The sequence below is a fragment of the Mesorhizobium sp. BHscii genome, assembly GCF_053848065.1.
The window spans coordinates 151064-164867 of record NZ_JBSPKW010000013.1; the positions used below are offsets into that span (position 1 = coordinate 151064).

Consider the following 13804-nt stretch of genomic DNA (forward strand, 5'->3'; position numbering starts at 1 on the left):
ATATCAATACATCGCGTCGAGTCTTCGCAACGGGTGGCTTTTTCAACGACCACACGAGGTTTTGCCGTGTCAGCATCGTTTCGGCCTGATATCGAAGGGCTGCGTGCACTGGCGGTGTCGGGCGTCGTCGCGTTCCATTTCGGTCTGTCGGACCTGCCGGGCGGCTTCACCGGCGTCGACATCTTCTTCGTCATCTCCGGCTATCTGATCACCGGCCAGCTGCTGCGGGAAATGGCCGAGTGCGGCAGGCTGAACCTGTGGCGGTTCTACGCAAGACGCGCCCGGCGCCTGCTGCCGGCCTCGCTGTTCGTCATCTTCGCCACGCTTGTCGCGGGTTACTTCATCCTGTCGCCGGACGAACAGGCGCTCTATTCGAAAGGCGCCATGTTCGCCTCGGCCTATGCGATCAATTTATGGCTGATCCGCTGGTCGTTCGACTATTTCGCACCCGATGCGGCGAACAACCCCTTCATCCACTTCTGGTCGCTCTCCGTCGAGGAGCAGTTCTACCTCGTATGGCCGGCGCTGCTTCTGCTGGCGGCATGGCTGCGCCCGGGCAAGCGCACGGCGATCCTGGTGATCGGCCTCGCCGGCGCGGTGTCGTTCGCCGTCTGCGCCTGGCTCACCACCGTGGCGCAGCCCTGGGCCTTCTATTTCTCGCCGCTCAGGGCCTGGGAATTCGCCGCCGGCGGCCTGGCGACGATGGCGCCGGCAAAATTCTGGCGCGAGCGCCCGCAACTGGGCGCAGCACTGGCATGGCTTGGCCTGGCGCTGATCGCCGGGGCCTATCTGACCTTCAGCGAACAGGCCACCCCCTTCCCCGGCGTCGCGGCGGTGGTGCCGGTGGCCGGCACCGTGCTGCTGCTGCTCAGCGGCTCCGGCAATGTCCAAAGAGGGCCCAGCGCCATGCTGGCGCTGCCGCCCTTGCAATGGGTGGGGAAACTTTCCTACTCGCTTTATCTCTGGCACTGGCCGGTCATCGTCTATGCGACGATGATGGTTCCCGACCTCTCCTGGCCCGGGCGGCTTGCCTGCGCAGCATTGACGCTGGCTCTGTCGATCTTCACCTATAGTTTCATCGAGAACCCGATCCGCCGCAACGTCTGGCTGATGGCGAACGCGGCGCGCGCGCTTATTCCCGCCGCAATGCTGACCGGCGCCGGCGTTGTGGCAACTTACGCCAATGCGCGCCTTGCCGTGCACGATCTCGACCCCTCACAACGCATCATTGCCGAAACTGCCGCACAGCCCTCCACCGCGCGCGCCAAGGACGGCTGCGTTCTCGACTACGAAACCGTCACGCCGAAGCCCTGCGTGTTCGGCGCCAAGAATGCCGAGCACTCGATCGCGCTGTTCGGCGATTCGCATGCCGACCACTGGTCGACGCCGCTGATCGAGGCGGCGAAGAAGAACAACTACAAGGTCGTCACCTGGCTCAAATCCGCCTGCCGGGCGTCGCGGCTGACGGTCTGGAGCTCGAAGCTGAAGCGCGACTACACCGAGTGCGATCGATGGCGCGAGCAATCGATCAAGGAGATCATCGCCCTGCGCCCGAGCCTGGTGGTGATCTCGGAGATCTCGCTGACGAGCTCGCGCAAATTGTCGCCCGACGTGAAGGTATCCGAAAGCCAGGACCGGGACTGGCAGGCCGGCCTGCGTGCAACGCTGGAAGCGTTCAGCCAGGCCGGACTGAAAGTTGCCTTTATCCGCGATGTCCCGTTCAACGGCATGTTCGCCGACACGTGCGTGGCCCGCGCGCTGTGGCGGGGACAGACGCCGTCGGTATGTGATGCGCCGCGAACCGACGCCGCCAACGACGCCGTGGCCGCGGTGGAGCGCGACATCGTGCGCACCGTCCCCAACGCGACCTATATCGACATGACCGACCGGTTCTGCGACGCCAAGACCTGCCATGTCTTCATCGACGGCAAGCTGGCCTACCGCGACCGCCACCACTTGGCGACGCCCTTTGCGCAAACGCTGGAGCCGCCCGTCGAGCGCGCGCTGTTTTCGTCGGGGGCGGCGAAATAAGGCAGCGCAAGACGCGCTGTCACCGCGTCTCAGTGCAAGCCAAACTCGCGCAGCAGTTCTTCGCGATAGCGCACGAACCGGCCTTCGCTGCGATCGCGGGGGCGCGGCAATTCAACCTCGACCAGCCGCGCTGTGCCGCCCTTCTCCCTGGGCAGGATCAGCACCCTGTCCGCGAGATAGATCGCTTCTTCCAGATCATGGGTGACCATGACCATGGTGACGTTCTCCTCGCTCCAGATGCGCGCCAGTTCCTCTTGCATGCCGATCTTGGTCATGGCGTCGAGCGCGCCCAGCGGCTCATCGAGCAGCAGGATTTCAGGCTGCACGGTCAAGGCCCGGGCGATGCCGACGCGCTGCGCCATGCCGCCCGAAAGCTGCCTGGGATAGGCATCGCTGAATTCGGCCAGACCAACGAGCTCGGTATAGAAGCGGGCCTTGTCCTCGGCCTCCGCCTTGGGCACGCCCCGCACTTCGAGGCCAAAGGCGACGTTGCCGAGTACCGTCAGCCAGGGCAGCAGGCGCGGTTCCTGGAAAATCACCGCGCGTTCAGCGCCGACGCCATGGACCGGCTTGCCGTCGATCGCGACACCGCCGCTGTCGGAGGCCTCCAGCCCGGCAAGAATGCGCAGCAGCGTGGTCTTGCCCGATCCGCTGGCGCCGACAATGACGAGACATTCGCCGGAGCGGATATCGAGGTTGAGAGCCCTCAGCACGGCAAGCGGACGCCCGCCGAGGCTGAAGGATTTGGACAGGTCGCGGATCGTGACCTCGCCGCCGCTTGTGGTGGCCATTGCGCCTCTCCCGGTCAGTGGGTTTTCGTTTCGCCGCGCCGGTAAAGGATATCCGCGGCTTTCAGCCTGCCCTTGGGCAGGCGGCCGTCGCGCTCGAGCACGCTAACCCAGAAGTCGATGTCGCGGTCGTCAGCCTTGGCCCCTTCACGCAGGCCGAAGCCGGTCCAGTAGCGTGCCAGCTCGCCATTTTCGCCGCGCTTGTCGAGGATGTCCGCGAGCACTTTGCGCGCCTCGTCCGGGTTCTGGCGCGACCAGTCGGCGGCGCGGGCCGACTGTTCGACGAAATTGCGGGCGCCATCCGGATGCGCCGTGATGAAGTCGCGCCGCAGGACGATGAAGCCGCCGGCCAGTTCGCCCAGCACGTCGGTGTCGTTGAACACACCCCGCACGCCGCCCTTGTCCAGCAGCGCGCCGGCAAACGTCGCCTGCCAATAGCCCAGTGCCGCGATGTCGACTTGGCGCGACCGCAGGGTCTGTTCAAGCTGCGGCCCGGGCACCACGACGAGCTTGGCCGCATCCGGCGGCAGGCCGACGCCGTGCAGCGCCTCGCGCACGGTGTAGTCGAGATGGGCACCAAGCGTGTTGACCGCAATGGTCTTGCCGGCGACGTCGGCAATCGATTTGATCGGACTGTCTTCCAGCACGTAGAAGACGCTGTGCACTTGCCTGTTGATGCCGTTGCTTGGATAGGCGGCGACGAAGTCGTTGCCTCCGGAGATCGAATTGATCACCGCAGCGGTTGCGGCCGAGCCGAGATCGACGCTGCCGGAGGCGAGCGCGAACAGCGATTCCGGGCCGCCGCCCGAGTAGCCGACATTCTCCAGCTTGACGCCGAGGTCGTTGAAATAGCCGAGCTCGTCCGCCAGCTCATGCGGCGAGATGCTGCCGCGGCTGGCGAGGTAGCGAAACGTGACCGGCGCAGCTTGCGCAGCGGCAAAGCGAGGCAGGCCGGTGGCGATGACGCCGGCGGCAAAGGGAGCGCCCGCAAGCAGGGAACGGCGAGTGATTGGCATGGTCCGGTCTTTCCTGTTGGAGGATGGTGCCTGTTGGAGAGGATGGTGAAAGGCTGGTCAGTCGATGGGATTGCTCCAGCGGCAGAGCCGCCGCTGAAGGCTGACCAGCGCCTGGTTGGCGATCAGGCCGAGGCCGGCGAGGATGACGATCGCCGCAAACATCAGCGGGATCTGGAAGTTATACTGCGCGTTCATCACCTGGAAGCCGATGCCCTTGTTGGCGCCGATCATTTCGGAGGCGATCAGCAGCAAGAGCGCCGTGGTCGCACTCAGCCTTAAGCCCACGAAGATCGACGGGACGGCCCCCGGAAGCACGACCCGACGAAACGCGGTGAGCCGCGTCGCGCCATAGACCCGGGCCATTTCGAGCAGTTTCGGATCGACTTGCTTGACGCCGCTGATGGTGTTGAGCAGCAGCGGAAACAGCGTCGCCCAGAAGATGACGAAGACCTTTGAGGCCTCCCCCAGCCCGAGCAGCAGGATGAACACCGGGTAGAGCGCCAGCGCCGAGGTCTGCCGGAAAACCTGCAGGATCGGATCAAGCGCGGTTTCGACGGCGCGCACCTGGCCCATGAACAGACCAAGCGGGATGGCAACCGCCACCGCCGCTGCGAAGGCGAGGCCGGCGCGCTGCAGGCTGATGGCGATGTCACCAAGCAAGGTGCCGCCGGCCAGACCATTCCACAATGCGGAGACGATCGTGTCGATCGGCGGCAGCACCGCGGCGTTGACCCATCCCGCGCTGCTCGAGACCTGCCAGATCGCGAGGAAGGCGATCAGGATGCCGTAACGGGACAGGAAGCGGACGACAGCCCGGTTGGCCAGGCGCGGAAGATCGGCGCCGAGGCTGGTTCTGCCGTCATGTGCAGCGATCGTGACCGGCTGCTCGATGTGTTGCAAACTCATCGTCTTGCCCTTTGCTCTAAGAGAATTTTTCGGCGGCCAGCACCTTCGAGCGGGCGGCGGTCCAGGGGTTTTCCGGCCGCCTGAGGCCGAGATTCTCGCGCAGCGTCCTGCCTTCGTAGGCGGTGCGGAACAGGCCGCGGCGCTGCAGCTCGGGGATCACCAGGTCGACGAAATCGTCGAGCGCGCCGGGCAACCAGGGCGGCAGGATGTTGAAGCCGTCGGCGGCCTCGTTGCCGAACCATTCCTCCAGCTGATCGGCGACCTGCACCGCGCTGCCGATGACAGTGTAGTGGCCGCGGGCCGTCGCCACCCACTGGTAGAGCTGGCGGATGGTGAAGTTGTGCTCGTCGGCGATCTGGCGGATCAGCGCCTGGCGGCTCTTCATGCCTTCGGTTTCCTTGCTCGGCGGCAGCGGTCCGTCGAGCGGATAACCCCTGATGTCGAGCGTCTGGCCGGCCAACCCGTTGAGCAGCGCCACGCCATCTTCGGGCAGGATCAGATCGTTCAGCTGCTGGTATTTGGCGCGGGCTTCCTCTTCGGTGCGGCCGACGAAGGGTGCCACGCCCGGCATGATCAGCACCTGTCCGGGATCGCGGCCGGCAGCCTTCACGCGCGCCTTGAGGTCGCGGTAGAATTCTTGCGCCGAGGCTAGATTCTGATGGGCGGTGAAGATGACTTCAGCCGATTGGGCGGCGAGCTTGCGGCCGTCCTCCGACTGCCCGGCCTGCACCACCACCGGGTGGCCCTGCACCGGGCGCGGCACATTGAGCGGACCTTTGACACTGAAATGCGGGCCCTTGTGGTCGATGTCGTGAAGCTTGTCCTTATCGTAGAAGCGCCCCGACTTCTTGTCGCGGATGAAGGCATCATCTTCCCAGCTATCCCACAGCGCCTTGACCGTCTCGACATGCTCATGCGCGCGGGCATAGCGCTCGGCGTGGGCAGGCTGCGTCTCGCGATTGAAGTTACGCGCGGTTTCGTCGCCCGCCGAGGTCACGACATTCCAGCCGGCCCGGCCATTCGACAGAAGATCGAGCGAGGCGAACTTGCGGGCGAGCGTATACGGCTCCTCATAGGTGGTGGAGGCGGTGGCGATGAAGCCCAGATGTGTGGTGAGCGGCGCCAATGCGGCAAACAGCGTCACCGGCTCGAACCCGGCGATCTTGGCATTGCCGCCTTCGCGGGCGCCGAGGCCGACGGTCAGATTGTCGGCGAGGAAATAGGCATCGAACAGGCCGCGCTCGGCGGTAAGCGCGAGCTGCCTGTGGAACTCGAAATTCGTCGCGCCGTCCGCCGGCGCGTCAGGGTGGCGCCAGGCTGCGATATGCTGTCCGCCACCGGGCAGGAAAGCACCAAGCTTGATCTGCCTGGACTTGCTGGGTCTGGTCATTGCGGGTTCCTTCTGACTGTGCGGAAAGGGATTGAGGGTCACTGGCCGGTGTTCAAGCGGCAAGACCGACGCTGCGTGGCACCGCCCGGCAAGCTTCGGCGACCGCTTGCCTGGCGCGAGCATGGATGGCTTCGGACACCAGCACGCCGTTGGCGAAGTCCTTGTCGGAGGCGTAAATCGCGGTCGGCAGGGTCAGCGCCTCGAAGAAGCCGAACAGCGGCCGCAGCTGATGTTCGACCACCAGCGAATGACGATCGCCGCCGCCGGTCGCAGCAAGGATGACCGGCTTTCCCCTCAGGGATGACGGGTCGAGCAGGTCGAAGAAATGCTTGAACAGCCCGGTGTAGCTGCCTTTGAAGGTCGGCGAGCCAACCACCAAGACATCGGCCCCCAGCAATCGCTCGACGATGTTTCTGGCCAACGGATCCAGATCGCCAATGCGCTTTGCCAGCGGGAAGGACTGACCGAGATCCTCTAGGTCGAAAACGGTCGAGGCTGCACCGGTGCTGCTCGCCACCTCCGCGACGATGTGGCTGATAAACGCCTTGGTCTTCGACGGACGGGTCAGGTTGCCTGACAGCCCCACCACCAGCTTTTTCGACATTTGGGCTCCTCGCAAAGCGCTTGTGTGGCTTAACTTTAGTAAGTTTATAGAGATTAGTGAGAAAGAAGATTTCAAAACGGGCCCGCCAAGCGGATTGAGTTTGCGGCGCATCGCCGTCGATTGGTCCTTTCGACGCGAACGCGAACGCCGAGTTTGGCAAGGGCGCCTTGACCGCATTCCTGCCACGCGTTGATGATCTCAAGCGCACCAAAGCCATCGGCCCGGGGGATTCGCATGAAAACATTCGTTCTGAAGTCTCTGCTCCTGGCCTGTTTGCTGGCATCGCCGGCGCAGGCGGGATGGAAGCCGGTCGAGAAGGTCGAGACCTACGCCGTTTCAGGGCAGACCGGTCCCCAGCTCCATGCCTCGATGGGCGAGCGGGGGCCGATGATCGGCAAAAGCAAGGTCCGCGCCATGGCCTACACCAATTTCAAGCTGACCTGGGTCAGGGACTATCAGCGACGAGGCAATGCCTGCGTGCTGGTATCGGCGCGGCCGAAGCTCATCATAACCTACACCTTGCCCAAAACGTCCGGGCCGGTGCCGGCCGCCGTGCAGAAAAGTTGGGACGTTTTTGCCGCCGGCCTCGCCGCCCACGAAAAGGTGCATGGCGACATCATCGTCGATATGGTCCGCAAGATCGAGACGGCCACCATCGGCCTGTCCGTCCCCGACGATCCCGGGTGCGAAAAGATCAGGACCGAAATGACCAGGCGGCTCGCCGAACTCTCCCAGGCACAGCGGCAGGCAAGCCGCGATTTCGACCGGGTAGAATTCGCCCCGCGCGGCAATCTGCAGCAGCTCATCGTCGCTTTGCTAATGGGGCGGTAGGAAATGTGAAATCCCACCGGGAGGAGAAGCAGTGAGGATGGAGCTCGAAATCAAGGCAAGGTTGGCGGGACAGCGCCCCCTCTGGTCCTGCCGGACATCTCCCCATTGGTGGGAGATCGGCCGTCATCTTTGATTTCGCCAATCGCCAACCTCGTAAAAGAGGCGCTGTCGGCGGAACTGCCAATCTCCCCACTTGTGGGGAGATGTCCGGCAGGACAGAGGGGCGCGCCGTAGAGCGCCAATCTCAAAAGCAACCGAGCACTGACAATGCCTCACACGCGGTTGCCCCACGAAATCGCGCCAATGCCAAGTCGATGCGCAAAGTCATGACCGACGCCGAATTGAAGCTCTGGAATGAGCTTCGCGCCCATCAGCTGATGGGCTCGGGTTCCGGAGACAATTTCCGATCGCTGGTTACATCGTCGACTTTGCTTGCCCGGAAAAGGAACTTGTCGTCGAAGTCGATGGTTCGCAGCATGCCGATGCCAATGAAGGCGATGAGGCGAGGACAAAGCGTCTGGAACAAGACGGCTGGACCATCCTGCGCTTCTGGAACGATGACGTCATTCGTGACATTGACAACGTCTGCCAGCATATCGTCATCGAGGCCGGGCTGGACAGGCGCTGATCTTTTCCCTTGGCATAGCGGCAGAGTCCGCCTCAGCCAACTCGCTACCGCGCTCCCCTCACCCCGCCACCGGCGTCCACATCACATCCTCAACCCGCATCGCCCCCGTCGCCAGCATCACCAGCCGGTCGAAGCCGAGTGCGGCGCCGCTTGCCTGCGGCATGATGGCGAGTGCGGCGAGGAAATCCTCGTCGATCGGATAGCGTTCGCCATAGATGCGCTCCTTCTCGTCCATCTCGAGGATGAAGCGCCGGCGCTGCTCGACGGCGTCGGTCAGCTCGCCGAAGGCGTTGGCCAGCTCGACGCCGCAGCAATAGAGCTCGAACCGCTCGGCGACCCGCGGGTCATCCGCGCTCGGCCGGGCGAGCGCTGCCTCCGAAATCGGATAGCCGTAAAGAATGGTGGCGCGCCCCTGCCCCAGCGCCGGCTCGATCTTTTCCACCATCACCCGGCTGAACAGATCGGCCCAATTGTCGTCGGGCGCCGTGCGTAAGCCCGCCTTGACCAGAGCTGCGCGCAGCGCTTCGCGATCGGTGCTGCCGTCAGCGGCTACCGTGGCCAGCAGGTCGATGCCGGCATGGCGCGTGAAGGCTTCGGCGACGCTCAACCGTTCCGGCTCGGCGAACGGATCGGCCTCGCGGCCGCGAAAGGAGAAACGTTTTGTGCCGGCCCGCTCGGCGGCCAGCGCGACAAGCCCGGCGCAATCCTCCATCAGGCGCTTATAGGTTTCATCAGCCCGGTACCATTCGAGCATTGTGAAGGACGGATGGTGCAAGGGGCCGCGCTCGCGGTTGCGATAGACGGCGCTCAGGCTGAAGATGCGCTTCTCGCCGGCTGTGAGCAGCTTCTTGCAGGCGAATTCCGGCGATGTGTGCAAATAGAGCGGCTGATGCTGCCCGTCGGGGCCGATCGCCTCGGTGGCGAAGGCCGACAGATGCGCCTCATTGCCGGGCGAAATCTGCAGTGCCGCTGTCTCGACTTCGACGAAATCGCGGCGGGCAAACCAGTCGCGCAGGGCTGCAGTGATGGCATTGCGCAGGATCAGCCGCGGCCGGCGGTCGGCGTGAACATCAGGCGTCCACCAGGGCGAGGCGGCGGTCATGACAGAAGGATTCGCATCGAGGACTGGCGATTGCAGCCAAGATGCGCTAGGCCGCACCGGACGGCTCCCGCAGCCGATTTGCGCCAGTCGGCGCTCCCAGGCCAGTCAACACTCTTAGGAATGAAGCCCGTGAAGGTCATCGCCAGTTCCCTACGCAAAGGCAATGTCGTCGAAAAGGACGGCAAGCTCTATGTGATCCTCTTTGCCGAAAACATCCATCCCGGCAAGGGCACGCCGGTGACCCAGCTCGACATGCGCCGCATCTCCGATGGAGTGAAGGTTTCGGAGCGCTACCGCACCACCGAGCAGGTCGAGCGCGCCTATGTCGAGGAGCGCGAGCACACCTTCCTCTACCGCGATGGCGAGGGCTTTCATTTCATGAACCCGGAGAGCTACGACCAGGTCGCGGTGTCGGAAAGCGTGGTCGGCGAGATGGCGCCCTATCTCACGGAAGGCATGGCGGTGCAGATCTCGCAGCACAACGGCATTGCCATCTCGCTGGTGCTGCCGCAGCGCGCCACTTTCGAGGTGGTCGAGACCGAGCCGGTGACCAAGGGCCAGACGGCATCCTCGTCCTACAAGCCGGCGACGCTGTCCAACGGCGTGCGCACGCTGGTACCGCCGCACATCAGCGCCGGCACCCGCGTGGTGGTCATGACGGCCGACGGCGCATACGTGGAACGCGCGAAGGATTGAGAGGTTGGGCAATGCGCGTCCAAGATGACGCTGTCGCGATGGGCGCCCGTGATGAAATTTGCCGCCAGGCGGGCGACAGGCGTCGCGTGCTGGAAGCCGACTGGACGCGCGGCGGCTAGTAGCGGGAGCAAATCGCGTACACAGCTGCCAGATATGTGAGTGCAATCGTGACGTAGGAGACCGCGAGTTCAGCCACGATCGAGGAGATTTGAAGCAGCGTCACCTGAAAACCCTTTGTTAACCCTAACTCGCTAATACGCCTTAATCCTGTCTCTTAACAACCCCCAACGTATATGGTGAGCGCTCGCTACGGCGCCTGGTCGTCGCAAAATGCCGACGTAGAGGCGCAACCCACGATTGCCCCGTACTACGATGCGGGCCGGGAAGAGCCTTCGTCACTGGACAGTGTAGCGGGGATTCAGCCAAGGATAAGACCCGCTATCAGAACCGTAAGGATCATCGACAGCGGAACGGCAAGAAGGCAGCACGCCTCCAAAGTGTTGATTTGCCAAGAGTTCATCGGGCGCTTCCCAGTTGGATTCCTGTCTAAACGGGCAAACCGGGACGGCAGTTCCACGGAAATGCCCGGCGTCATCCACGCCGCTCATCGTGCCGATCGGCGCCAACCCTCATTCCCGGTCATCCAGCGAGCGCGCGCCAGATGCGTCGCCCAAGCCCGGAATGCCCGTTCCGGCTCCTGCTCCGGGTCAATGTGCAGTACGGTGTAGGCGACCTCACGCCAATCGGCCCCGTCCGCCGAAGCATCGAGCAGCCGGATGTAAGTCAGCATGCAGTGCTCGTCATAGGCGGTCAGCACCGAAGACGTCGGCGCCACGTCTGCGAAATGAGGGTCTAACGGTGGCTTTGGCATTGCGATCTACCAGCAATGGCGCACCGTAACAGGCCGTCGAGAATCCCGCGCCCTTCAATTGGAGGACGCTGGCGGATCGAGGTTCGCCTCTTGCCTGATCACCCATCGGTTCGGTCCCGCCGTCCGGTCGCGCCCTACCCCCGCGGCCGCCGCATCAGCATCATCCCGTAATGCACCGCCCACAAATCCAGCCCGACCTTGAGCAGCTTAGACACAACGTCCCGCGGCTCGCCCGTCTGTTCGGCGAGGCTCTTCACCGTTTCGCCATGGCAGCAGACTTTTTGCACCACGCCAGACACCTCCCAATGCGAAAGCGCCTTGGTGGCGTCGGCATAGGCGCGGCCGGCCGACAGGATGCGGTCGGCAACGCCGCCGCCGATGCGGCCGCCGTCGACGCGCTCGGTCAGCGCCATCGGCTTGACGCCGTCCTGTGCCGAGACGCGAAAATCCTCGCGGTAGCGCATACCCGCCTCGCGCTGCTGGCGCGACAGCGAGGTGATGCCGGTCAGCGGGTCGACGTTGCGCACCCGCACGATGCCGCCGGTCGAGGTGTGGCCGTCATTGGAAACCTCATAGATGCGCCTCGCCTCCAGCGTGCCGGTCGCCAGCCGCTTGCGGCCGAAGGCGTCGTCCTTCAGCGCGAAATCATGACCGACCTCCTTGCGGATGCGCACCTGCTCGGCCTCGCCCTTTGCCAGTTTGGGCGCCTTCGGCGCCTTGACCTTGGCGGTCTTCTTGCTCATGGACAGTCTCCTCGTTTGATTGGCTGCCTTCGCAGAACCTGGGGTCCTCGCCCCACGTAGCGGGGCGAGGATCGCAAGACCGAGTTCACGCCGCATCCGCCAGAGCCGTAGGGCGATGGTCGCAGAAGCGCGCCGCGTGATAGGCGCAGTAGCTTTTCAGCGGCCGCGTGCGCAGGCCGCAGCACAGCATGTCCAGTGCCGGCCGGCTGCCGGGCGCGTCGTTCTCGGGATCTTCCTCCAGCGTCAGATCGAGCGGTGCGCGGCAGCGGTTGAACAGGCAGTCGATGAAGCGCATGGCCGCGACGTGCGGCTGGCGCCCGGCGGCAACGGGGCGCGGCGCCGGCAGCTTGAAGGCCTCGCCGTCGGGCCCGTGGATCTCGCGCACGGTCTGGCGCTGCGGCAGCCAGACCGGCGGCGCCAGCCTGGCCGGCGTGCGGGCGATGCTTTGCAATTCTGTGTCGGTATAGGCGGGCATGGTGTTCTTCCATTGAAAGGGTTGCGTAGATGCCGAAGCTGCCCCTCTCCCCGTTCACAGGGAGAAGGGGAGATCACCACCGGCGGCCAAGCTTCGCCTCGGCTGCCTCGCGGGTGGCGCCGGAAACCGCCCTGCCCGTGCGCCGGTCGAAGACAATGACCGTGCCATCCTCGGTGCGGATGCGCGAAAGGCCGGCGCGGCACTCGCGTAAGTTCGTGGCCGGAGCCGTGAGGGGAACGGCTCCGGCCGTTCCGGTCGCCTGCGATGACGGCAGGGCGACAGGAGCCGAGGCGCTAGCCTCGGGCTTCGTCCCGGCCGGGGAGGAGGACAGCCGGGACGGATGGGAAAACGAGATGGGGCAACGGGGCTTGTGCATGACTGCATAAAAGCATAACTCAAAAAATTACGCAAGCCATTCTTTCATGGACGAAACCTATTCTTATGTTCAGATGGCGCCATGGCGAAAACCTCATTGTCGATCAAAGTCGGAGCGGCGATCCGCAAGGCGCGCAAGCAGCGTGGCCTGGTGATGCGCCACATTGCCGAGCACAACGACACCGATGTCGCCGCCGTCGGCAATTGGGAAACCGGCCGCAACCTGCCAAAAACCGAGAACCTTTTGAAGACCGCCGCCTTCCTGCGCGTCGACCCGGTGGCGCTCGGCAAGGGCGAGGTCGTCTTCCTCGACGACGCCGACAATGTCGCCGACGCCGAGATCGTCACCGACGCCGCCCCTTTGCCCGCCGGCCCTATGGACATCGAGCTTCTGGGTGCTGCGGTTGGCGGCGACGACGGCGACTTCACCTTCAACGGCGAGGTCGCCGGCTACGTCCAGCGCCCGCCCGGCATCGCCCATCTGCGCAAGGTGTTTGCGCTGCATGTGCTCTCCGACTCGATGGTGCCGCGCTACGAGCCCGGCGAGATGCTTTATTGCGGCGGCCGCGACGCCGTGCCAGGCGACCATGTGGTGATCGAGATGTTCCCCGAAGAAAACGAACGCAACGGCAAGGCCTTCATCAAGAAGCTTGTCAAGCGCACCGCTGCCGAGCTGGTCGTCGAGCAGTACAATCCGCCGAAGACGCTGACCTTCAACCGCTACGCGATCAAGGCCGTCTTCCGCGTCATCCCGCTCAAGGAACTGCTGGGGTATTAGGGGTGGCGGGTTCGCGCGCTCCCTTCTCCCCTGTGGCAGAAGGTGGATCGGCGCGCCACTCAAGCCCGCCTGGATCTCTCCAGCGGAACCTCGCGCTCGCTGAGCATCCGCGCCTCGGCGCGGCGCCGCTGCTGCTCGTCGACGAATGCCGCCTGGATCACGACCGCTGCGCCAGGCAGGCCATCCGCGCGGCAGGCCGAGCAAATGAGGCGCCCCGAAAGGGACGCCAGCGGCGTCTGCGCAGTTACCCCGAAGCGCCTGAGCTCAGCCGGCTTCCACCATCTGTTGCGGCCGCAATCGATACACTCGACCGCAATCGAGACAACCTCGGCGATCGTCGCTTGCTTGCCCGGCAATGCCATTGTTCCTGATGCCTCATGTTCCTGTTTTGTTCGCAACATTACGGGTTTTTTCCGAAGAGTCGAGTCGGATCTGCCCAACCTGCGTAAAAGTTTAACTTGCGCATATTTTTGAGTTATGCTTGTATATGATATACCGATGATGAGTTAGCGCCGTGACGTACGCATGGGCGCCAAGACCGGGCACCCGTCGCGGCCGCTCAGCCAAGGA

14 protein-coding genes and 1 pseudogene are annotated in these 13804 nt (G+C 64.2%); 5 read left to right on the plus strand and 10 right to left on the minus strand.

The features are described from left to right. Positions 1 to 66 precede the first annotated feature (66 nt). On the plus strand, positions 67 to 2031 hold the full coding sequence (locus tag ACWTU7_RS19205; protein ID WP_455839561.1) for an acyltransferase family protein: 1965 nt from the start codon (positions 67 to 69) through the stop codon (positions 2029 to 2031). 29 nt (positions 2032 to 2060) lie between these two features. Here the strand turns inward: ACWTU7_RS19205 and ACWTU7_RS19210 are convergent, their stop codons facing one another. From ACWTU7_RS19210 to msuE, 5 genes are read right to left on the minus strand one after another with little or no spacing between them, the layout of a single operon-like run. Next, positions 2061 to 2822, minus strand: coding sequence for an ABC transporter ATP-binding protein (locus tag ACWTU7_RS19210; RefSeq protein ID WP_065008648.1), 762 nt, complete (start codon positions 2820 to 2822; stop codon positions 2061 to 2063). Positions 2823 to 2836: 14 nt separating this feature from the next. Then, on the minus strand, positions 2837 to 3835 hold the full coding sequence (locus ACWTU7_RS19215; protein ID WP_455839562.1) for an ABC transporter substrate-binding protein: 999 nt from the start codon (positions 3833 to 3835) through the stop codon (positions 2837 to 2839). 57 nt (positions 3836 to 3892) lie between these two features. Beyond that, entirely contained in the window at positions 3893 to 4741 is an 849-nt protein-coding gene (locus tag ACWTU7_RS19220; protein WP_455839563.1) for an ABC transporter permease, read from the minus strand. A 16-nt stretch (positions 4742 to 4757) separates the two neighbouring features. Continuing rightward, a complete protein-coding gene (locus ACWTU7_RS19225) occupies positions 4758 to 6131 on the minus strand; it encodes an LLM class flavin-dependent oxidoreductase (protein WP_455839564.1) in 1374 nt (457 codons plus the stop codon). A 52-nt stretch (positions 6132 to 6183) separates the two neighbouring features. Next, positions 6184 to 6735, minus strand: a complete 552-nt coding sequence (gene msuE / locus ACWTU7_RS19230; protein ID WP_065008644.1) for an FMN reductase — start codon at positions 6733 to 6735, stop codon at positions 6184 to 6186. Positions 6736 to 6969: 234 nt separating this feature from the next. Here msuE and ACWTU7_RS19235 point away from each other — a divergent pair, with 234 nt between their 5' ends. Beyond that, entirely contained in the window at positions 6970 to 7566 is a 597-nt protein-coding gene (locus ACWTU7_RS19235; RefSeq protein WP_455839565.1) for a DUF922 domain-containing Zn-dependent protease, read from the plus strand. A 314-nt stretch (positions 7567 to 7880) separates the two neighbouring features. After that, a pseudogene (locus ACWTU7_RS19240) lies at positions 7881 to 8194 on the plus strand (endonuclease domain-containing protein). A gap of 58 nt (positions 8195 to 8252) precedes the next feature. Here the strand turns inward: ACWTU7_RS19240 and epmA are convergent. Beyond that, entirely contained in the window at positions 8253 to 9296 is a 1044-nt protein-coding gene (epmA, locus tag ACWTU7_RS19245) for an EF-P lysine aminoacylase EpmA (RefSeq protein ID WP_455839566.1), read from the minus strand. A gap of 129 nt (positions 9297 to 9425) precedes the next feature. Here epmA and efp point away from each other — a divergent pair, with 129 nt between their 5' ends. Continuing rightward, positions 9426 to 9992, plus strand: a complete 567-nt coding sequence (gene efp, locus ACWTU7_RS19250; RefSeq protein ID WP_029351194.1) for an elongation factor P — start codon at positions 9426 to 9428, stop codon at positions 9990 to 9992. A gap of 604 nt (positions 9993 to 10596) precedes the next feature. On the opposite strand, the gene ACWTU7_RS19255 is transcribed toward efp, so the two are convergent. The 3 genes from ACWTU7_RS19255 to ACWTU7_RS19265 form a co-directional block, all read right to left on the minus strand. Next, positions 10597 to 10863, minus strand: coding sequence for a hypothetical protein (locus tag ACWTU7_RS19255; RefSeq protein WP_455839567.1), 267 nt, complete (start codon positions 10861 to 10863; stop codon positions 10597 to 10599). A 134-nt stretch (positions 10864 to 10997) separates the two neighbouring features. Further along, entirely contained in the window at positions 10998 to 11606 is a 609-nt protein-coding gene (locus tag ACWTU7_RS19260) for a DUF6456 domain-containing protein (RefSeq protein WP_455839568.1), read from the minus strand. 85 nt (positions 11607 to 11691) lie between these two features. Beyond that, the gene (locus ACWTU7_RS19265) at positions 11692 to 12081 is read right to left on the minus strand and encodes a hypothetical protein (protein ID WP_455839569.1); all 390 of its coding nucleotides are present in this window, start codon (positions 12079 to 12081) and stop codon (positions 11692 to 11694) included. A gap of 457 nt (positions 12082 to 12538) precedes the next feature. On the opposite strand from ACWTU7_RS19265, the gene ACWTU7_RS19270 reads away from it, so the two are divergent. Beyond that, positions 12539 to 13234, plus strand: coding sequence for an XRE family transcriptional regulator (locus ACWTU7_RS19270; protein WP_029351184.1), 696 nt, complete (start codon positions 12539 to 12541; stop codon positions 13232 to 13234). Positions 13235 to 13293: 59 nt separating this feature from the next. Here ACWTU7_RS19270 and ACWTU7_RS19275 read toward each other — a convergent pair whose 3' ends face one another. Continuing rightward, positions 13294 to 13596 (minus strand): hypothetical protein, encoded by a 303-nt coding sequence (locus tag ACWTU7_RS19275; protein ID WP_455839570.1) that lies wholly within the window; start codon positions 13594 to 13596, stop codon positions 13294 to 13296. Between the last annotated feature and the right edge of the window lie 208 nt (positions 13597 to 13804).